At 29.6% G+C, this 21484-nt stretch carries 23 protein-coding genes; 21 read left to right on the forward strand and 2 right to left on the reverse strand.

What is annotated here, in order from left to right; all coding sequences use genetic code 11:
• Positions 1-159: 159 nt before the first annotated feature.
• The 20 genes from B3N22_RS01655 to B3N22_RS01750 all read left to right on the forward strand — a co-directional run bounded on the left by B3N22_RS01655 (position 160) and on the right by B3N22_RS01750 (position 18791).
• The gene (locus B3N22_RS01655) at positions 160-963 is read left to right on the forward strand and encodes a sigma-E processing peptidase SpoIIGA (RefSeq protein ID WP_286904378.1); all 804 of its coding nucleotides are present in this window, start codon (positions 160-162) and stop codon (positions 961-963) included.
• 15 nt (positions 964-978) lie between these two features.
• Positions 979-1686 (forward strand): RNA polymerase sporulation sigma factor SigE, encoded by a 708-nt coding sequence (sigE, locus tag B3N22_RS01660; protein WP_021802195.1) that lies wholly within the window; start codon positions 979-981, stop codon positions 1684-1686.
• Between the two features lie 80 nt (positions 1687-1766).
• Positions 1767-2540: an RNA polymerase sporulation sigma factor SigG gene (sigG, locus tag B3N22_RS01665; protein WP_021802194.1), complete on the forward strand. Its 774-nt coding sequence runs from the start codon at positions 1767-1769 to the stop codon at positions 2538-2540.
• A 206-nt stretch (positions 2541-2746) separates the two neighbouring features.
• Positions 2747-3007 (forward strand): YlmC/YmxH family sporulation protein, encoded by a 261-nt coding sequence (locus B3N22_RS01670; protein WP_021802193.1) that lies wholly within the window; start codon positions 2747-2749, stop codon positions 3005-3007.
• A 59-nt stretch (positions 3008-3066) separates the two neighbouring features.
• Positions 3067-3528: a transcriptional regulator NrdR gene (gene nrdR / locus B3N22_RS01675; protein ID WP_021802192.1), complete on the forward strand. Its 462-nt coding sequence runs from the start codon at positions 3067-3069 to the stop codon at positions 3526-3528.
• Between the two features lie 101 nt (positions 3529-3629).
• The gene (gene pgeF / locus B3N22_RS01680; RefSeq protein ID WP_286904382.1) at positions 3630-4343 is read left to right on the forward strand and encodes a peptidoglycan editing factor PgeF; all 714 of its coding nucleotides are present in this window, start codon (positions 3630-3632) and stop codon (positions 4341-4343) included.
• Between the two features lie 18 nt (positions 4344-4361).
• Positions 4362-5060: a response regulator transcription factor gene (locus B3N22_RS01685; protein ID WP_073015863.1), complete on the forward strand. Its 699-nt coding sequence runs from the start codon at positions 4362-4364 to the stop codon at positions 5058-5060.
• A gap of 2 nt (positions 5061-5062) precedes the next feature.
• Complete coding sequence (locus tag B3N22_RS01690; RefSeq protein ID WP_286904383.1) at positions 5063-6760, forward strand: HAMP domain-containing sensor histidine kinase; 1698 nt, start codon at positions 5063-5065, stop codon at positions 6758-6760.
• 226 nt (positions 6761-6986) lie between these two features.
• On the forward strand, positions 6987-7880 hold the full coding sequence (locus B3N22_RS01695) for a phosphate ABC transporter substrate-binding protein (RefSeq protein WP_286904385.1): 894 nt from the start codon (positions 6987-6989) through the stop codon (positions 7878-7880).
• A 67-nt stretch (positions 7881-7947) separates the two neighbouring features.
• Positions 7948-8844 carry a phosphate ABC transporter permease subunit PstC gene (gene pstC / locus B3N22_RS01700; RefSeq protein WP_286904387.1) on the forward strand — a complete coding sequence of 299 codons (897 nt, stop codon included), beginning with the start codon at positions 7948-7950 and terminating at the stop codon, positions 8842-8844.
• Positions 8841-9725, forward strand: coding sequence for a phosphate ABC transporter permease PstA (gene pstA / locus B3N22_RS01705; protein WP_286904389.1), 885 nt, complete (start codon positions 8841-8843; stop codon positions 9723-9725). The genes pstC and pstA overlap by 4 nt, the downstream gene beginning before the upstream one ends.
• A gap of 9 nt (positions 9726-9734) precedes the next feature.
• Positions 9735-10484, forward strand: a complete 750-nt coding sequence (pstB, locus tag B3N22_RS01710; RefSeq protein WP_021802185.1) for a phosphate ABC transporter ATP-binding protein PstB — start codon at positions 9735-9737, stop codon at positions 10482-10484.
• 24 nt (positions 10485-10508) lie between these two features.
• Positions 10509-11165 carry a phosphate signaling complex protein PhoU gene (gene phoU / locus B3N22_RS01715; protein WP_073015869.1) on the forward strand — a complete coding sequence of 219 codons (657 nt, stop codon included), beginning with the start codon at positions 10509-10511 and terminating at the stop codon, positions 11163-11165.
• Between the two features lie 95 nt (positions 11166-11260).
• A complete protein-coding gene (locus B3N22_RS01720) occupies positions 11261-12595 on the forward strand; it encodes a DUF512 domain-containing protein (protein WP_286904392.1) in 1335 nt (444 codons plus the stop codon).
• A 3-nt stretch (positions 12596-12598) separates the two neighbouring features.
• Positions 12599-13915, forward strand: coding sequence for a ribosome biogenesis GTPase Der (gene der / locus B3N22_RS01725; RefSeq protein WP_021802182.1), 1317 nt, complete (start codon positions 12599-12601; stop codon positions 13913-13915).
• 3 nt (positions 13916-13918) lie between these two features.
• On the forward strand, positions 13919-14911 hold the full coding sequence (locus tag B3N22_RS01730; protein ID WP_286904394.1) for an NAD(P)H-dependent glycerol-3-phosphate dehydrogenase: 993 nt from the start codon (positions 13919-13921) through the stop codon (positions 14909-14911).
• A gap of 270 nt (positions 14912-15181) precedes the next feature.
• On the forward strand, positions 15182-16660 hold the full coding sequence (gene spoIVA / locus B3N22_RS01735; protein ID WP_073015872.1) for a stage IV sporulation protein A: 1479 nt from the start codon (positions 15182-15184) through the stop codon (positions 16658-16660).
• Positions 16661-17058: 398 nt separating this feature from the next.
• Complete coding sequence (locus tag B3N22_RS01740) at positions 17059-17601, forward strand: peptidoglycan recognition protein family protein (RefSeq protein ID WP_286904397.1); 543 nt, start codon at positions 17059-17061, stop codon at positions 17599-17601.
• Between the two features lie 16 nt (positions 17602-17617).
• Positions 17618-17908, forward strand: a complete 291-nt coding sequence (locus B3N22_RS01745) for a peptidoglycan-binding domain-containing protein (RefSeq protein ID WP_286904399.1) — start codon at positions 17618-17620, stop codon at positions 17906-17908.
• A gap of 265 nt (positions 17909-18173) precedes the next feature.
• Positions 18174-18791, forward strand: a complete 618-nt coding sequence (locus B3N22_RS01750; protein ID WP_286904401.1) for a DUF3862 domain-containing protein — start codon at positions 18174-18176, stop codon at positions 18789-18791.
• A 282-nt stretch (positions 18792-19073) separates the two neighbouring features.
• Here B3N22_RS01750 and B3N22_RS01755 read toward each other — a convergent pair whose 3' ends face one another.
• A complete protein-coding gene (locus tag B3N22_RS01755; protein WP_286904403.1) occupies positions 19074-20180 on the reverse strand; it encodes a site-specific integrase in 1107 nt (368 codons plus the stop codon).
• The gene (locus B3N22_RS01760) at positions 20170-20682 is read right to left on the reverse strand and encodes an ImmA/IrrE family metallo-endopeptidase (protein WP_286904405.1); all 513 of its coding nucleotides are present in this window, start codon (positions 20680-20682) and stop codon (positions 20170-20172) included. Before B3N22_RS01760 ends, B3N22_RS01755 begins: the two co-directional genes overlap by 11 nt.
• Positions 20683-20851: 169 nt before the next feature.
• Here B3N22_RS01760 and B3N22_RS01765 point away from each other — a divergent pair, with 169 nt between their 5' ends.
• Positions 20852-21481 carry a hypothetical protein gene (locus B3N22_RS01765; protein ID WP_286904407.1) on the forward strand — a complete coding sequence of 210 codons (630 nt, stop codon included), beginning with the start codon at positions 20852-20854 and terminating at the stop codon, positions 21479-21481.
• The last annotated feature ends 3 nt before the right edge of the window (positions 21482-21484 follow it).

Here is a 21484-nt window from a genome sequence, read left to right on the forward strand (position 1 = left end):
TGATAAACAGCTATGAGGTTTTATGAACCTCATAGCTGTTTTTTAACTTTTAATGTAATTTATTGTAAAAAAGAAGTGTAAAATAATTGAAATTATAATGTTTAAAATGACAAAATTCTGATATTAATAGTTTTATAATTTACTTGTGAGGTGGAATTGATGGAGATAAATTTAGATATATTTTTAATAGAGAATTTTGTGATTAATTTATTTTTAATAGTAATAATGATGAAGTTATTAAGAGCCAAGCGAAAACGAAGAATGGAAATTATAGCAGCAATGGTTGGAGCTTTTTACACTTTAGTTATGATATTTCCTGAAGTGAGTATTTTAGCCGCCTTACCATTTAGAATAATAGTAGCTGTTATTATGGTTTATATAGCTATGAGGTGTAGAAATGTTAAAGAGATACTTAAGGGAACATTAGTGTTAATATTAACATCATTTATATTAAGTGGAGTATCCTTTGGATTTTCTTTAATGGGTAATGGATATAGCTTAGAAGATGGACTTACAATAAATAATTATCCAATAAAATATTTAATAATATCTATATTAACTATATTTATATTAGTTGAAAGAATTGTTAATACAATCAGAGATAAAATGTTTGTGGAGAATTATATATACAATTTGACAATAAAGTACCATAGTAAAGAATTTTATGCTAAAGGTTTTTTAGATACAGGAAATGAATTGAGAGAACCAATTACAGATTTGCCTGTGATTGTAGTTGAAAGAGATATATGTAAATATGCCGATTTTAATGAAAAAGAGGCTATATATATAAATATAAAAACTATCAATGGTGATGGTGGAAAGCTAAAGGGTTTCAAAGTTAAAGATGTAGTAATTGAAAATGAAAAAAGTAAGTTGATTAGAGATGTTATTGTCTGTTTAACAGAAAATATATTAAGCGGAGAAGGAGCTTATAATGCATTGTTATCTAGAGGAATAGTATAAGGGAGTTGTGACGTTATGATGAAAATACTTTTATTACTTAATAAGCTTGTAATCAAATTAAAGTTATTTAAAAAGAGGGTTTATTATATTGGTGGAAGCGATGCTTTACCACCACCACTATCAAAAGAAGAAGAAGAAGAACTTGTAGAAAATCTTATGTCTGGAGACGAAAGAATAAGAAGTACATTGATTGAAAGAAATCTAAGATTAGTTGTTTATATAGCTAGAAAGTTTGAAAATACGGGGGTAGGTGTTGAAGATTTAATTTCAGTTGGTACTATTGGATTAATAAAGGCTGTTAATACTTTTAATCCTGAAAAAAAGATAAAACTTGCTACTTATGCATCAAGGTGTATAGAAAATGAAATTTTGATGTATTTAAGAAGAAATTCAAAGGTAAAAGCCGAAATTTCTTTTTATGAGCCACTTAACATAGATTGGGATGGAAATGAATTATTATTATCAGATATATTAGGTACAGAAAATGATATAGTATATAACCTAATAGAAGATGAAGTGGACAAACAACTTTTGTTTATGGTTCTTAAAAGTTTGAATGAAAGAGAAAAGGAAATAGTTAAATTAAGATTTGGATTATATGGGGTTAGAGAAAAGACACAGAAAGAGGTAGCCGACATGCTTGGGATATCACAATCATATATTTCGAGGTTAGAAAAAAAGATAATAAGTAGATTAAAAAAAGAAATGAATAAAATGATTTAAATTATTATCAGTATAAAATTTACTTCTTAGGGATATACTCTAAATGCAATCAGTTATTACTTCCTAAGGGGTTGATCATTTTGATAATTAATAAGGTTGAAATCTGTGGAGTAAATACTTCAAAGCTTCCTGTACTAAAAGGCAAGGAAATGAAGGAGCTTTTACTCAAAATGAAAGCTGGAGATGATAGTGCTAGAGAGATATTCATAAAAGGAAACTTAAGGCTTGTATTGAGTGTTATACAAAGATTTAACAACCGTGGTGAAAATGTTGATGACCTTTTTCAGGTGGGTTGCATAGGATTAATGAAAGCTATTGACAATTTTGATTTATCACAAAATGTAAAATTTTCTACCTATGCTGTTCCAATGATTATAGGAGAAATCAGAAGATATTTAAGAGATAATAATTCAATTAGAGTAAGCAGATCTTTAAGAGATATTGCATATAGAGCTCTATTAGTGAGAGATAGATTAATTAATGAAGATAATAAGGAACCAACTATATCTCAAATTGCAAAGGAGTTAGATTTACCAAGAGAAGAGGTAGTATTTGCATTAGATGCAATACAAGATCCAGTATCATTGTTTGAGCCTATTTACCATGATGGTGGAGATGCTATTTTTGTAATGGATCAGATTAGTGATAGCAAAAATGGAGATGATAGTTGGTTAGAAAATATATCGATTAAAGAAGCCATGAAGAAATTAAACGAAAGAGAGAAATTAATATTAACATTAAGATTTTTTAATGGAAGAACACAAATGGAAGTCGCAGATGAAATAGGTATTTCTCAAGCACAAGTCAGTAGACTAGAAAAAACAGCATTAAAACATATGCGAAAGTATGTCTAAGAGCTCAATTGAGCTCTTATTTTTCATTGTTTATAGGAATTAGTGGCATTGTATTAATTTAACGTGTGCAGAAATATTTTTAAACGTGCAGAAATATTTTTAAACGTGCAGAAATATTTTTTATTGTGCAGAAATATTTTTTATTTGCATATATTTTTAATTAAAGAATATTATGTAATACAGTAAAAGTTATAGGGGGGAGAACAATGGATGAGGAATTACATTCAATAAACTCTATTCGAGCTATGGAAGTTATTGATATTGAGCGTGGAGCTAAAATAGGATTTGCTAGAGATTTTAAAATAGATTGTGAAAGTAGTACCATAGAGTCAATACTTATTCCAGTTCAAAAAGGATCTTGGTTTGGTAAAGTTGAATTTATAGAAGTACCATGGAAAGATATAATAAAAATAGGTGATGATGTTATTTTAGTTAAGTTAAATACATTTATGGATGAAATACTCTAGAAAAAATCGTCTATTGACTGTATAATATAATTACATTAGAAAAGAAGGGCGTGAAGTTAGTGAGATGTCCATATTGTTCTTATGAAGAAAGTAAGGTTGTTGATTCTCGTTCTACAGAGGATTTTACAGCTATTCGAAGAAGAAGAGAATGTCTTAGCTGTGGGAAAAGATACACAACTTATGAAAAGGTTGAAGATATACCTATTTTGGTAATTAAAAAGGATATGAACCGCGAGATTTTCTCAAAGGAAAAAATAGTTAGCGGTTTAATAAAAGCATGCCAAAAGCGACCTGTATCTAGAGCTCAAATTGAAGATTTAGCTAATGATGTTGAAAAAGCTATTAGTAATAAGATGATTTCTGAGGTTAAGTCAGAATATATTGGTGAGATGATAATGGAAAGGCTTAAGGTAATAGATGAAGTATCCTATGTTAGATTTGCATCTGTATACAGACAATTTAAGGATATCAATACTTTTTTACAGGAAATTAAAAGCTTAATGACAAACAAGGACTACTAATAGAAGGTAGTCCTTTTGTTATAATTAAGTTAAAAAAGCAATTATAATGTTTCAAATTAACTATAAAATGTTAAAATTAAATTACTTGAGGAGGATAATTGATGACAAAAATTAATAATGAAGAATTCATATCATTTTCTGATGATAAGTTTGAAATATATTTTTCTATAGGAGATAAAAATTATAACAGAAAGCTTGAAAAAGGCAGGAATAATATAGAGAAGTTAAAAGATATATTTGAATTAAGTTCTATAAAGTATCTTACCCAAATACATTCAGATAAAATCATAAATGTATCTGATGTTAATGAAGAAACTAATAGCGAAGAGGCAGATGGTCTCATTACAATTTTAAAGAATGTAGGAGTAGGTGTTTTTTATGCAGACTGTGTGCCAGTTATATTATATGATAAGGTTAAGGGCGTCATAAGTGCAGTTCACAGTGGATGGAGAGGAACTTATGATGAAATAGTTAAGAATGCAATAAGCATGATGAAAGATAAATATAAATCAAATGAAGAAGATATTAAAGTTATTATAGGGCCCCATATTAGGCAATGCTGCTATGAGGTTAGTGAAGAATTAAGAGATAAGTTTAATAATAAGGAATCTTTCCAGGGAGAAAATCTTTTTGAGGGAAGAAATCTTTCATTAGAGAAAGTAATATTAAAGACATTGAGGAATAATAGGATAAAAGAAGAAAATATACAGACTATTAAATTATGTACTTGTTGCGATACGAATAATAAATTACATTCCTATAGAAGAGATGGAAATGAAGCTGGAAGATGTTATTCGTTTATAGTTAAAAGATAATTAATTGGAGGGATTTTTGTGGCTAATGAAAAAATTCTTATTGTAGATGATGAAGAACATATATTGGAGTTATTAAAATTCAATTTAGAGAATGCTGGATATAAGGTCACTACATCTACTAATGGTATAGATGCATTAAAAAAGGCTAAAAATGATTTGCCTAATCTAGTATTATTAGATTTAATGTTACCTGGGTTAGATGGGTATGATGTGTGTAAGGAAATAAGAAAAGATCCTAATGCTCAAAATATACCTATAATTATGACCACTGCTAAGAGTGAAGAATTAGATAAAATATTAGGGCTTGAATTAGGTGCTGATGATTATATAACAAAGCCATTTTCAATAAGAGAACTTCTTGCAAGAGTTAAGGCTGTTTTAAGAAGAATTAATACTACTCCAACTTCAGAAAGAGCTTTCAGTTTTTCTAATATATCAGTAGATTTTAATAAACATGAAGTGGTAAAGGATGGAGAAAAGGTAGATTTAACATTAAAAGAATTTGAACTGTTAGAAATACTTATAAAAAATAGAGGGAGAGTTTTAACAAGAGAAACTTTACTTGATAAAATATGGGGATATGAGTACATTGGTGAAACAAGAACTGTAGATGTTCATATAAGACATCTAAGAAAAAAAATTGAGATAGACGATAAAAATCCTAAGTTAATAGAAACAATTAGAGGAATAGGCTATAGATTTTTTAATGGAGATTAAATATGAAAAAGAAGATATTAATAACTGTAATTATAGCAATCTTATTTGCATTAATTGTAATAAGTTCTTCATTTATAGCCATAGTAAATTATAGATATATCGACAGTTCTAAGGAAACTTTAAAATTCTATAATGATTTAATAAAATATTCAGATTTAAGTAAAATTGAAAATCTAAAGGAACTAGTTAAGGCTGATGAAGAAGCAAAGCAAGTAAGAATCACATATATATTGCCTGACGGAACTGTAATTTATGATACAAATGTAGATAAATCTACACTTGAAAATCATAATAACAGGGAGGAAGTTAAAGAAGCAGAAGAAGAAGGAGAAGGCTCCGCTGTAAGATATTCAACCACACTAAAGAAAACATTAGTGTATTATGCTACAAAATTAAATGATGGAAGTATTATAAGAACCTCTATTGCTATAGAGAATACTAAAGTATTTAAAGATGGACTTTTAAAATATTATTTAGTTATACTTGCAATTGTAATTTCTGTTTCTATTATAATATCTTTAAAATTAATTAGGGTTATATTAGAGCCTGTTAGAGAAATGGAGTTTATCACTTCTAGAATTGCTAGAGGGGAATTAAACAGGAGAGTAAAAATATTATCCAATGATGAACTAGGTACATTAGGAAAAACATTTAATAATATGGCAGATCAATTACAAGGAAAGATAAATGAAGTTTTAGACAAGCAGAATCGATTAGAAGCTATATTACAAAGTATGGATAGTGGTGTGATAGCTGTAGACAGAAAACATAATGTCATAATGATGAACCATTATTCTAAAAAGATATTTGGAATAAAAAAGGATATAATAGGGGAACCTCTTATGGATCACATACGTGATTTTGAGTTAGATCTATTATTTGAGAAAAAAGATGTACGTGTTCATGAAATTAAAATAATTTGGCCAAAAGAAAGTATTCTTAGAATAAGAACAGCTGATATTATAAATGGACTTGATTATATAGGAACAGTTGCAGTTTTACAAGATATTACTGATATAAGAAGGCTTGAGAATATAAGGTCTCAATTTGTAGCAAATGTATCCCATGAACTTAAAACTCCATTAACATCAATAAAAGGGTTTGCTGAAACTCTTAAATATGTGAAAGATGATGAGAATAGGGAACGTTTTTTAAATATAATTAATGATGAGGCTGAGAGGCTTACAAGGCTTATTAATGATATATTAACCCTTTCTAATATTGAACAAAAGGGTGATGTTTTTAAGGAAGAATTTTTCCCTAATGCTGTTATTGATGATGTTTTTATTCTTATGAATAACCTAATAGAGGATAAAAAAATTAAATTAGAGTTTAAAAATAATAATACCAAATATCTTTACGGAAGTAGAGATGGGTTTAAACAAATGTTAATTAATCTTATAGAGAATGCGATTAAGTATTCTGAGGAAGGAGATAAAGTTACTTTTAGAAGCTATAATTTGGACAATAAACTAGTAATAGAGGTTGAGGATACTGGTTGTGGTATTCCGGAATCTGAAATACCTAGAATATTTGAACGTTTCTATAGGGTAGATAAAGCTAGAAGCAGAGCAAAGGGTGGAACAGGCCTTGGATTGGCTATAGTTAAACATATAGTTAAGAATTTTAATGGAGATATTACAGTTAATAGTGTCTTAGGTAAAGGAAGTAATTTTATAGTGAAAATAAAACATATATAAAAATAGGATGCCTCAAGGGAAGTTTATAACCTTTGATGCATCTTATTTTTATTTAATATAAGAATTTCAAGAAATTATTCAATTGTTAACTTTTCTTAACAATTATCTAATATTACTTAACATCAAACTAATAACAGGTTAACTTTTAATGTTTATTATATTATTTGTAAGGAATAATAAATGCATAGAAAGAAATAAACATGAAAGAATCTTTGGAGGTTAAAAGATGAAAAGAAGAGGTATAAAGTTAGCTATTTTAGGATTATCATTAACAATAGGATTAGGAGCTTTTGCAGGTTGCTCAAAAGGGACTGACAATTCAACTCCAGATAAGAAAAATTTAAGTGGAAGTATAACATTATCAGGATCATCTGCTTTATTACCATTAATAGAAGCTTCAGCAGAACCATTCCAAGATGAAAATCCAGATGTTACAATTAATGCACAAGCTGGTGGATCAGGTCAAGGGTTAACTCAGGTATCAGAAGGTTCTGTAGATGTAGGTAATTCTGATGTATTTGCAGAAGAAAAATTAGATGCTGCTAAAGCGAAAGAGTTAATAGACCACAAAGTAGTAGCTCAAGGTTTTGCAGTTGTTGTAAACAAAAACCTTAATGTAACTAATTTAACAAAACAACAAATTCAAGATATATTCTCTGGTAAGGCTAAGAACTGGAAAGAAGTTGGAGGACCAGATAAAGAAATAATTATAGTTCATAGACCAAGTTCATCAGGAACTAGAGCTACATTTATCAAAACAATTCTTGATGGAAAAAAAGAATTAGAAAATGATCAAATAGGTGTAACTCAAGAAAGTAATGGCGCAGTAGTTAAAGCTATGGAAAACTCAGATGGAGCAATAAGTTATGTAGGATTATCTTACTTAAATAGTGATGAAGCTAAGAGCAAGTTGGCAGCAGTTAAAATTGATAATATTGAAGCTACAGTTGCTAACATAACAACAGGCAAATATCCATTCTGGGCATGGGGACATATGTATACAAAAGGAGAACCAAATGAAATAGCTAAAGCATTTATCGATTATATAACAAGTGATGCAAATAAAGAAGTTGTTGAAAAACAAGGATATATCAGTGGAGCTGAAATGAAGGTTAAATAATAATCTTAATTCTCCAAGGACTGGCAAATGCGCCAGTCCTAAATTCAGTGAGGGGGAAAGTACAAAAATGGAAGACTCAAAAAATGTATTAAAGAAAATTAAAAATGAATATGCTGGAAGAGGATATGCATATTTCTGCGGAGTAATGATAATTATAATTACTCTAACTATCATGATATTTATAGCCTCCAAAGGGGTTCAGACTTTTATAAAAGATGGAGAGAGTTTAAGTGGATTTTTATTTGGAACAAGATGGAATCCTAGTGGAGATATTCCGCAATATGGTGCTTTAGTATTTATATTAGGGTCAACATTTATATCTGTTGGAGCAGTAATAATTAGTGCCCCTATAGCTATAGCTTTGGCTATATTTATGAATTTGATATCATCTAAAATAGGAAAAACTGTACTTCAACCAGTTTTAGAACTATTTGTTGGAATACCATCAGTTGTTTACGGATGGATGGGTATAACAGTTCTTATTCCTCTAATAAAAAACTCTTTTGGTGGTCTTGGATTTAGTTTGCTTGCAGGTATTTTAGTACTTAGTGTAATGATATTACCTACAATAGCTTCACTTTCATCTGATGCTATTAAAACTGTACCAAGAGAATATTTAGAGGCCTCTTATGGATTAGGGGCAACTAGATGGCAAACAATAATAAAAGTAATATTGCCAGCAGGTAAAAATGGTATATTAACAGGTGTTGTTTTAGGTATTGCAAGAGCCTTTGGAGAAGCATTAGCAGTTCAGATGGTTATAGGAAATACTGCAAGACTGCCATTTAAATTAACAGAGTCTATGGCAACTCTAACAAGTATTATAACTATGGATATGGCTAATACAGCAGGTGGATCAACATGGAACAATGCTTTATGGACACTTGCACTTATACTATTAATTATAAGTTTTGTATTTATATTAATAATAAGAAAAATAGGATCTAGAGGTGAAGAGAGATGAGTGCAAAAACGCAAGACAAAATAGCTACCGTTATTTTATATATAATAGCTTCTTTAGTTGTATTATTATTAGTATCATTTTTCGCAGTTGTTATTTATAGAGGTGCATCTTCGTTAAACTTTAAGTTTTTATTCGGCGCACCAAAAACCACTGCGGCTGGTGGTGGAATAGGACCACAATTATTTAATTCAGTGTATATGTTGATAATTTCTTTAATAATAACTGTACCTTTTGGTATAGGTGCAGGGATATTCTTAGCTGAATACGCAAAGGAAGGTAGATTTGTTAGGTTTGTTAGATTATCAATAGAAACTATGGCATCTTTACCATCAATAGTAATAGGTTTATTTGGATTATTGATATTTGTAACTTACTTTGGCTGGGGTTATTCTCTTTTGGCAGGAGCTCTATCAGTTTCAATATTGAATTTACCAGCTTTAGCTAGAGTTAGTGAAACTGCTATAAAGGAATCATCTAAAAAAGTAAAAGAAGCAAGTTTAGGGTTAGGAGCTACTAAATGGCAAACGATAAAAAAGGTAATATTACCTTCTGCAATGCCACAAATATTAACAGGAATAATTTTAGCTTCAGGAAGAATATTTGGTGAAGCAGCTGCATTTCTATATACAGCAGGACTTAGTGCAGGAAGACTTAGATTCTCTAATATAAGTCTTACAAATAATGTATCACCATTTTCATTATTCAAACCAGCAGAAACTTTAGCAGTACACATCTGGAAGCTTAATGCTGAAGGCATAGTTCCAGATGCTGCTAAGATAGCTAGTGGTACATCAGCAGTTTTAATTCTTGCAGTATTATTATTTAACATTATAGCTAGATTAATTGGAAATGCATTATATAAATCGTATAGTGGAAAGTAGGAGGAAAACATGAGTATTATTGAAACAAAAAAATTAAATTTATTTTACGGGACTTCACAAGCTTTAAAAGAGGTTTCTCTTCAAATAGACAATAATTCTGTAACAGCCCTTATAGGACCTTCAGGATGTGGTAAATCAACATTTTTAAGAACTATAAACAGAATGAATGATTTAATAGATAGTGTAAGAATTGAAGGGGAAGTACTCTTTGAGGGAAAAAATATATATAGCGATTATGATGAAATATTATTAAGAAAAAGAATAGGGATGGTATTCCAAAAACCAAATCCTTTCCCTATGTCTATTTATGATAATATAGCATATGGCCCAAGAATACATGGAATAAAGAATAAAAGTCAATTAGATGAAATTGTAGAAAAAAGTTTACAAGGAGCTGCTCTTTGGAATGAAGTTAAGGATAGATTAAAGAAAAGTGCTTTAGGACTATCAGGTGGACAACAACAAAGACTATGTATAGCAAGAAGTTTAGCTGTAGAACCAGAAGTGTTATTAATGGATGAACCAACTTCTGCACTTGACCCTATTTCTACTAGTAAAGTTGAAGAACTTATGGATGAATTAAAAAAGAAATATACAGTAATAATAGTAACACATAATATGCAACAAGCAGGTAGAATTGCAGATAAAACAGCTTTTTTCTTAAATGGAGAAGTGGTAGAATATGATTTAACAGAGAATATATTCTATAAACCTAGAGATAAAAGGACAGAGGATTATATTACAGGAAGATTTGGATAAAATACTTTAAAAGGAGCGAGAATTATGACAAGAACTTCATCAGATTTAAGACTACAAAAATTACATGATGCAATTATAAAAATGGGCAGCATCGTGGAAAAGCAAATTTTTAATTCAGTGGAAGCATTAAAAAATAAAGACATAAAGTTAGCAAACGAAACAATAAAAAAAGATGATTTAGTTGATGATTTGCAGAAAGAAATAGAAGATGCATGTATAAAGTTTATAGCAACTGAGCAGCCTTTAGCTATAGATTTAAGAAATATATTTACAACTGCTAAGATAGTTACCGATTTAGAAAGAATGGCAGATCATGCAGTAGATATATGTAAGATTGCAAAGAAGTTAAAAGAAGAAATATATATAAAGGAACTTAAACACATTAGTGAAATGGCTGAGAAAGTTCAAAATATGATAAAAATATCTATAGATGCTTATGTGGAATCAGATGATATACGAGCACTTGAAATTTGCAAGATGGATGATGAGGTAGATGACTTATATAAAGCTGTTTTTGAAGAACTACTTCTATTAATGAGTAAAGACCATAATACAATACAACAGTCAGCACAATTCTTATTTGTATGTAAATACTTAGAGAGAATTGCAGACCATGTTACAAACATATGTGAATGGACTATATATCTTAAAACTGGGAAATATGTAGATTTAAATGAATAGCTTTAAAAAAGGGGCCTAGGCTCCTTTTTTATTGACTAAAGTTATTAATTAAGTTAATATTACATAATGAAAGTAAATAATTTAGGAGACTAGAAATGAAAAATAAGATTACTAGTGTTGAACCTAATAGTTTGGGAGAAGAACTAGGCATTGAAGTAGGAGATTATTTGGTATCCATAAATGATACTCCGGTTAAAGATATCATAGATTATAAGTTTTTAATGAATGATGAATATATAGAGGTTGAAATAGAAAAATCCGATGGAGAAGTTTGGATATTAGAAGCAGACAAAGATATTCAAGAGGATTTAGGTGTGGACTTTGAGAGCTCTATTATGGATAAAGCAAAAAGCTGCTCTAATAAATGTATATTTTGTTTTATAGATCAACTTCCTGGAGGAATGAGAGATACACTTTATTTTAAAGATGATGATTCTAGATTATCTTTTTTACAAGGAAACTTTGTAACTCTCACTAATATGAAGGAAGAAGATATAGATAGAATTATAAGCTACAGAATAAGTCCTATAAATGTTAGCGTACATACAACTGATCCAAAGTTAAGAGTTCAGATGCTTAACAATAGGTTTGCTGGAAATCTTTATGATAGATTAAAAAGATTAGCAGAAGCGGAAATTGAGATTAATGCTCAAATAGTTGTAGTGCCTGGAATTAACAATGGAGAAGAACTTAAAAGGACAGTTGAAGACTTATATAAACTTTATCCTTCAGTTCAAAATGTGGCAGCTGTACCAATAGGAATAACAAAACATAGAAAAGGCTTAAAAGAGCTTGAGATTTTTAACAAGGATACAGCTAAAAAAGAAATAGAGGATTTAAAGAAGCTTCAACAAAAGTATATAAAGGAGATAGGAGCTCCTTTTGTTAGACTTTCAGATGAATTTTACGTTTTAGCAGAGATGGATCTTCCAAGTGAAGATTTTTATGGAGAATATGATCAGCTAGAAGACGGAATTGGAATGATTACCTTATTTAGAAAATATATTAAAGATTCGCTTAATTACTTAAGCAATAAAAATAAAGGGAGTTTTACAATTGCATCTGGAGTATCTGCATATAAAGAACTTTTATGGGCAAGTGAAGTTATTAACGAAGCTAATCCTAATATAATTTTAGACGTTTATGAAATTAAGAATTACTTCTTTGGAGAAACTATTACAGTTGCAGGACTTCTTACTGGAAAAGATATTATAGAACAATTAAAGGGCAAGATAAAAACTGACTATTTAATTTTATCTAGTAATATGTTTAGAAAAGGTTATGAACTTTCAAATTCAAAAGAACAAATAATGCTTGATGATATGAAAATAATAGATATTGAAAAGGCATTAAATATAAAAGTTATAGTTGTCGATTATACTGGTGAAGATTTAATTGACAAGATTAATACGCATTTACAGGAGGAATAAAAGATGGGAAAGCCTATAGTTGCTATAGTTGGTAGACCTAATGTTGGGAAATCAACCCTATTTAATAAATTAGCAGGAAAAAGAATATCCATAGTACAAGATACTCCAGGAGTAACTAGAGATAGAGTTTATGCAGAAGCAGAGTGGCTTAATTATAATTTTACAATGATTGATACAGGTGGTATAGAACCTGAAAATCAAGATATAATAGTTAAGCAAATGAGAAGACAGGCGCAAATTGCTATTGAAACAGCAGATGTTATAGTTTTTATAGTTGATGGTAAAGAAGGATTAACTGGTGCAGATAATGAAGTTTCGCAAATGCTTAGAAAAAGCAAAAAGCCAGTAGTTCTAGTTGTTAATAAAGTAGATTCTCTCAAAGAAGAAGATAATGCTTGGGAGTTCTATAATTTAGGAATAGGTGACCCTATTACTATATCAGCGTCTCAAGGTTTAGGTTTAGGAGATATGCTTGACAGAGTAGTAGAGCACTTTAAAGAATTAGGAAATCAAGACGAAGATGAAGATTACATTAAAATTGCCATGATAGGTAAACCTAATGTAGGAAAATCCTCTTTAATAAATAAGCTTTTAGGTGAAGATAGAGTAATAGTTTCAGATATACCAGGAACTACTAGAGACGCTATAGATAGCTACTTAGAAACAGAAGATGGGAAATTTATACTTATAGATACAGCTGGGCTTAGAAGAAAGAGTAAAGTAAAAGAAGAAATAGAAAGATACTCAGTTATAAGAACCTATGCAGCTGTTGAGCGTGCAGACGTGTGTATACTTATGGTAGATGCTCAAGAAGGTGTAACAGATCAAGATGAAAAAATCATTGGGTATGCACATGAACTTAACAAAGCTATTATGGTAATAGTTAATAAATGGGATCTTATAGAAAAAGATGATAAAACTATGAATTTATATCAAAAAGATTTAATGGCAAAATTAAACTTTATGCCATATGCTAACTACTTATTTATATCAGCTTTATCAGGTCAAAGAGTTCATAAAGTATTAGAAGTAGCTAAATATTGTTATGCTAACTACTCTAAGAGAATATCTACGGGAATATTAAATGAGGTTATTAATAAAGCAGTATTAATGAAAGAACCTCCAGTAGTGGGACTTAAAAGATTAAAAATATTTTATGCAACTCAAGTTGCTACAAAACCACCAAAGTTCTTATTCTTTGTTAATGATAGAAATGCATCACATTTTTCTTATGAGAGATATTTAGAAAATCAGCTTAGAGAAAGTTTTGACTTTAAAGGGACTGGTATAGATATTGAGTACAGGGAAAGAAAGGAATAAGGGATGAATAAAGTTGCTTTTTTAGGTGGGGGTAGTTTTGGAACAGCCCTTGCGGTATTAATAGCGAATAAGGGATATGAAGTTAACTTTTGGCTTAGAGATGAAGTTCAAGCTAAAGAAATTAATGAACATAGAAGAAATATAAAATACTTAAAAGATATTATTATACCTGAAAATGTAACAGCTACAGCTGACCTTGAAACTGCACTAGAAGGAGTTAAATATATAGTTCTTACTATACCTTCTTTTGCTGTTAGAGAAATGTGTGAGAGAATAAAACCACTTTTAAAAGAGGAACAATTAATTGTTTCCTTAGCAAAAGGAATAGAAGAAAATAGTAACTTAAGGTTATCAGAAGTTATAGAAGAAACTTTAAATCACTCGCCAGTAATACTATCAGGGCCTTCTCATGCAGAAGAGGTAGCTCAAGGTATTCCTACGACTATAGTATCGACAAGCAAAGATATGAAGTTAGCTGAAGAGGTGCAAGAATTGTTTATGACACCAGACTTAAGAGTTTATACAAATGATGATTTAGTTGGTGTTGAAGTTGGAGGAGCAGTTAAAAATATAATAGCTGTTGCTGCAGGAATTCTTGATGCCATAGGATATGGAGATAATACAAGAGCTGCATTGATTACTAGAGGTATGAAAGAGATTTCTAGAATAGGCAAAAGCCTAGGTGGAAAAGAAGAAACTTTTTATGGGCTTACTGGTATGGGAGACTTAATAGTTACCTGTACATCCATGCATTCTAGAAATAGAAGAGCTGGAATATTAATAGGTAAAGGCCTGACTCTAGATGAAACATTAAAGGAAATTGGAATGGTTGTTGAGGGCGTTAAAGCTTGCAAAGCCTTTTATGATTTGAAAGAACATCTGCATGTATCCATGCCTATAACAGACTTGTTATATAATGTTCTTTTTAAAGGAGAAGATCCTGTAAGAGGAATTCAAGAGTTGATGTTAAGAGATAAAAAAAGTGAAAAGTTTTAATTAAAGAAACGTTGTAAAGTAATTAATAAATTATTTTGCAACGTTTTTATTTTATGAAGAAAATATATTTTTTCTTATGTAACGATTTCAAGTGTATATTTTGGATAGGATACAAATATCTTATAATAAGTAGAATTTCAGAAATATATATTATTAGAAATACTCGTAAACGATGGTTAAAAAAGATAAACTAAATCCCAAAATTTCAGTATACTTTTATAAATTATCTAATATATATATATTGTCAATAATATTATTAGGAGGATTATCTTGGAAGATTATAATATCTATAAAGATATAGCGGAAAGAACCCAAGGAGATATTTATGTTGGGGTTGTAGGACCTGTAAGAACTGGTAAATCAACATTTATAAAAAGATTTATGGATCTTATGGTAATACCGAACATAGAAAATTCTTATAAAAAAGAAAGAGCAAAGGATGAATTACCACAAAGCGGATCAGGAAAAACAATCCATACTACTGAACCTAAATTTGTACCTAACGAAGCAGTAGAAATATCCTTAGAGGAGGAATTGAAACTAAAAGTCAGACTTGTAGATTGTGTTGGATATATAGTTAAAGGAGCTTTAGGCTATATAGAAGAAAACAATCCTAAAATGGTAAATACACCATGGTTTGATTATGAGATTCCTTTTGAAGATGCTGCTGAGATAGGAACAAGAAAGGTTATAACAGATCATTCAACAATAGGTCTTGTAGTAACTACAGATGGATCTATCACAGGAATACAAAGAGAAGACTATGTAGAGGCTGAAGAAAGGGTTATAGGAGAATTAAAATCTATAAATAAACCATTTATAGTAATATTAAATACAAATAATCCTAATGCTACAGAAACAATGGAATTAAAGAAAAGCATGGAATTAAAGTATAATGTATCAGTTGAAATAATGGATGTACAAAAAATGGATGAAGGATCCATACAAAAATTATTCAAAAAAGTACTTAAAGAGTTCCCTGTAAAAGAAATAAACATAGATATGCCTGAGTGGATAGAAAAATTAGAAGGTTCTCATTGGTTAAAATCTAATTTTATAAACATAGTAAAATCAATGTGTGAGAACATATTTAAAGTCAGAGATATAAAAGAATGCCTAAATAATAATTCTGGAGAAGATATCTTTGCACAATCAGAAGTTACTGAAATGAATTTAGGAAATGGTACAGCTAGAATTAATATGAAGCCTAAGGATGGAATATTCTATAAAATTCTAAGCGAGCTATGTGATACAGAAATAGCATCTGAATCACACCTTATAGATTTAGTAAAAGACCTTCACCATGCAAAAGTTGAATACGACAAAGTATCAATAGCATTACAAGATGTTAAAGATACAGGTTATGGATTAGTAGCTCCTCAGCTTTCAGAAATGAAATTTGAAGAACCTGAAATAGTTAAACATGGTTCTAAATATGGAATAAAACTAAAAGCTAGTGCGCCTAGCCTACATTTAATAAAAGCGGATATAGAAACTGAAATATCTCCTATTATGGGAACTGAAAAAGAAACAGAAGAATTAATGAAATCATTACTTAACCAATTTGAAAATGATCCATCAAAACTATGGCAGAGTAATATGTTTGGAAAGTCTTTAGAAGTATTAGTAAAAGAAGGACTTCAAAACAAGTTATATAAGATGCCAGAAGATGTACAAGTAAAAATACAAAAAACACTTCAAAAAATTATTAATGAAGGTAATGGCGGATTAATCTGCATAATTCTATAGTTTAAAATTTGACCACAATATTTCTAAATAAATATTTAAGAAGTAATGTGGTTAAATTTATTTGCGGTTATAAATTGCTTTCATAAATATGGATATGATAATTAAAATTAAGGGGGAAATACTATGCCTGATAAAGGAAAAAGTAAAAGTGGCTCAACTAAAAAGCCAAAAGCAAATAAAAATAATAAAGCAGGTACCAGCTCCAAAACTACTTCATCCGATAAAAAGAAAAAGAAATAGATAAAAATGTGAACATTGCGCTAAACCCTAACTTGTTATATGTATTGGATAAAGACTATTTGGATGATGGAAAAATAAATAAAAGCATATCAAAGTAATATATGGGGCCTTATGGCTCCTTTTATATTTATTAAATAAAATTTGAAAGGATGATAAAAATGGGATTTGAAATTTTAACATTAGATCAATTATTAGGAAGATTAAACAACTATAATCATGTGAAGTTATATGTACATCATACTTATAAACCATGTAAAGCAGAATTTCATGGTAACAATGGTTTAGTGCTACAACAAAATATGAAAAACTATCATGTAAATGTTAATGGATGGTCAGATATAGGGCAACATATTACCTTACTGCCTAATGGATTATTCTTTACTAGTAGAGATTTTAGTACAACCCCAACTTCAATATTAGGTAAGAACACTGGTGCTTTTGCTTGTGAAATTTTGGGTAATTTTAATATAGGTGCAGAAACGTTAGATGGTGCTCAAAAGGATAACATTTTAAGATTAGCTAAGTATTTTGACGATAGAAGTAAGTATGTGAGATTCCATAGAGAGTTGTTCTCTACAGATTGTCCAGGTACAGGGTTAAATAAAGATGTATTCATGTCAGAAGTTAGAGCAGTTAATGGAAAGTCACCAGTTGTTATGTCTCCAGTTTCAGAGGTACTATATAACAGGAGATATTGTTAAGGACTTACAGAGAGCTTTGAATAAACTCTGTAGCGATGGTTTAGCGACTGATGGATATTTAGGATATTTAACAATAGCAGTATTTGATAGAGCATTGGTAGCCCAAGGTCAGAGGAATGACTTGGTTAGAGTTATCCAAAAGAGATTAATTCAATTAGGATATAAATTATCTAACTATGGAGCAGATGGAGTTTATGGTGTTGGGGGAGAAACCTACAGAGCAGTAGTTCAATTTCAAAGAGATAGAGGACTTGAAGATGATTCGTTAGTAGGTAAGAATACTTTAAAAGCATTGTTTAGGAAATAATATAAAAGCTCCTGCATCAATTAAGATGGAGGAGTAAGCCTATACTTTCGCTAATGAAAATGAAAACTAATAACTTTTTTGGTGAAAAATATGAATTAGAAGATATTTCTGGAGTGTTTTCAAAAGGCATACGATACTCTATTAAAAGCTCAATAAAAATAATAGTAAAAGTTTTATAAACAATACAAAATTTTATTGGAAAAAAGTTATGTTTTTTGTATAATATAGTGGAATTATATAATTATAGAATTTGAGGGGGATTATAATGGTTAAAAAGAATGAAAGAATTAAAAAAGTATTATTAGGAATAGGTATGGCAGGTCTATTAACTTTTTCTATGGCGGTTCTCAGCGGGTGTTCTTCTAGTAAGCCTGCAAATTCAACATCTGATAGTAGTACAGTGTCTGATAAGGAACCTGAAAAAAAGGAACCCGAAAAAGCGGAAGGAAAAATATCATATGACAATTTTTTGAAGATAAACATGGGAATGTCTTATGATGAAGTAAAAGCAATACTAGGAGAAGGAGAAGAAAAATCTTCATCTGAAGCTGGTGGATTAAAGACAACTATGTATGCATGGAAAGGGGATGGATTGACTTCTATTAATATAACAATTCAAAATGACATTACTAAAACAAAGAGCCAGTTAGGATTAGTGAGTTCTAAAGCAGATGTTAACATGGATAAGTATAATAAAGTAAATAATGGGATGAGCTATGATGAAGTTAAAGGGATTTTAGATGAAGGAGTACTTATAAGCGAAGGTAAAATTATGAATAGTGATTCAACAATGTATTCATGGGTAAATAAAAATGGCTCAAATATGAATGTAACTTTTAGTGATGGAAAGGTTTCATCAAAATCTCAATTAAGCTTAAAATAATAGAAAATAAGGTGGACAAAAAGGTGCCATAATTTAATAATTTATAGCTTTTTTTAGTATTTTAAGAAAAGTAAGAAATGCTCACAAACCTAGATAAATAAAGACTTTGATGGCTTTTAGTATTTTATAATTTTATACCTTTAGAGGTTCTTGGGGTCGCGGGTTCAAGTCCCGCTACTCAGACCAAAATAAGATTAAAACCCTGCAAACACTCATGTTTACAGGGTTTATATTTTTGTGGGAAATACTGCATGGGTGACGAAAAGGTGACATAGCAAAAAATTAAGTAAAAATATTCTCTAGTTTTCTAACTGCTTCTAGCTGCATATTAGGCAGAACATGAGAGTAAATATCTAAAGTCATACTGATATTTGCATGCCCCAAACGCTCACTAACTATCTTTGGATGAGTACCTTGCTGCAGTAGTAGAGTAGCATGAGTATGTCTTAAATCATGGAATCTTATCTTCTTAAAATTATATTGTTTAATCAACTTCTGAAAAGTCTTAGATACATAATCAGGAAGCATATTGCGACCATTTTCCCAAGAACATATATAATCATATTCGATACCAGTTTCAGTTTTAAGAAGAAGCTGCTTCTTTCTTAAAGCCTTAAGATTATTAATAGTTGAATCCATAAGAGCTATGGTTCTAATAGAGCTTGAGGTCTTAGGTCTTTTTATAATAAGTTCCTTATGTATATAGCTTAAACTATTTCTAACAGCTAGAGACTTACCAGGAATATTAATATTATCCCATCTTAATGCAAGTATCTCACCTAACCTCATGCCTGTTTGAAGAGCTAGAGATACTGGTATGTATATATTATGTTCCTTAATAAGTTCCAAGAATAAACTAGCTTCTTCACCATCCCAAACACTAAAATCAACTTTATTGGCTCTAGGAGGCTTTACAGCACTAGTAGGTATAGAAGTTACTAACTTCAATGAATACGCATTCTTATAAGACGTATGGAACATTCTGTGAACCTTTAATATAGTAGTAGGGGATAGATTAGTTTCTGTTAGCAGCTCATTATAAAACTCTTGAATATCAGTAGACTTAAGAGAAGCTAACTTAGTTTTACCTAGATGTTTATTTATAGTTTTAGCTAATTCTCTATATCTTTTAAGAGTAGAGGGAGCTAAATTAGCCTTGCAATAAGTATTAAGCCAATAATCTAGATATTCCTCAACAGTCATCTTAGATTCTTCAATTAAAGTTCCTGAATTAACTTTATTAATAACTATAGAAAGCGCTGCTTCAGCTTCAGCCTTAGTTCTAAAACCTCCTTTAACCTTTCTTCTTCTACTTCCAGTCTGAGGATCAATTCCTATATCAACTAAGTAATACCAAGAATTATGTTTTTTGTAGACACTACCTCTCATAATGAATATTCTCCTTATCATAATAAATTGATTGATTTATGGAATAGGAGATACCTTCTATATTTAAATTAGGTCTTTCTAAGCGTAAGAAATAAAACCTATCTAACACAAAAACAGGTGTAACATTAAAATAGTCTGACAAGTCATCAATAGACCTGCAGCCTTTCTTAATAGCTTTTATAAGCTTATCATAGGGCATGATGAATTCAGTAGCCCACTTTCTAGCTAATCTTTCTTGTTTTGATCTTTGGATTTTCTCGGAGTAGACAAAGCATTCAGCTGTTAAATCTCCATAAGATGTGAAATGATGGCCCAGTTCCTCAGCGAGAGTAGAAACCAGTCTTTTAGAATCGTTTGAGATAGATTTCCTAATTCCAATAGTAGGTGATAACCCTGGAACCTTAAAATAGATTCCATCCATATAGTAGTATTTAAATTTTACTTCCTCAACTATTATACCTTCTTCTTCGATTATTTTATATATCTTTTCTAATATTTTCATATATCATTACCCCTTTTATCTAAAGTATGGTAATATTATATCATAAACATGAGAACATATGTACGAGGTTGATGTAACTAATTTTTATTGCTAAAATATTGTTATTATTTTAAATTATTATAAATATGTTAATTTAATAGAATTTAATTAGTAAGGCGGAATAGAAATTATGAATATATTTAAGTATAAAAATAATTTGAGAGCAAAAAAATACACAGTTTTAAAAATAGCTTCTTTTATTACATCAATGCTACCTTTTAGTGTTTATATAATTTTAAAATATTGGGATAATTCTTTTAAAGTATTAGATGTGAAATTTATTACCCCACAAATTGGGGCTTTTATATTAGTTATAATTGAGATATTTTCATTAGTATATGTAATAATTTTTTATAAAAGAGATATTTTTAATCAAGAAAAATATAATTATGTTTCAGTAAAGGTAGATAACTTAATACAAGATAAAATTAATACTTCTAATTATGTGTTGGCTAATGTATTACCATTAGTATCAATAGAATTGAATGATTATGTAAATTTAATTTTTACATATATCTTAATAGTTTTTCTTGGATTTATGTATATAAAAAATAATCTTTATTACATAAATCCTCTTTATGATTTAATCGGTTTAAAAGTATACTCATGCACAATATCCCAAAAGCTAGATAATGGTAAATACTCCAATAGAAAAGAAATAAAAACAATTATTACATCAATATCTATATATGAAATTAATAATAAAGATTACTGTATTATTAATGGAGATGATATAGCATTTGTTATAAAAGAAGTATAATTC

Origin of the sequence: Clostridium sp. UBA1652 (assembly GCF_002320975.1) — a bacterium.
Taxonomy (GTDB): domain Bacteria; phylum Bacillota; class Clostridia; order Clostridiales; family Clostridiaceae; genus Clostridium_T; species Clostridium_T intestinale.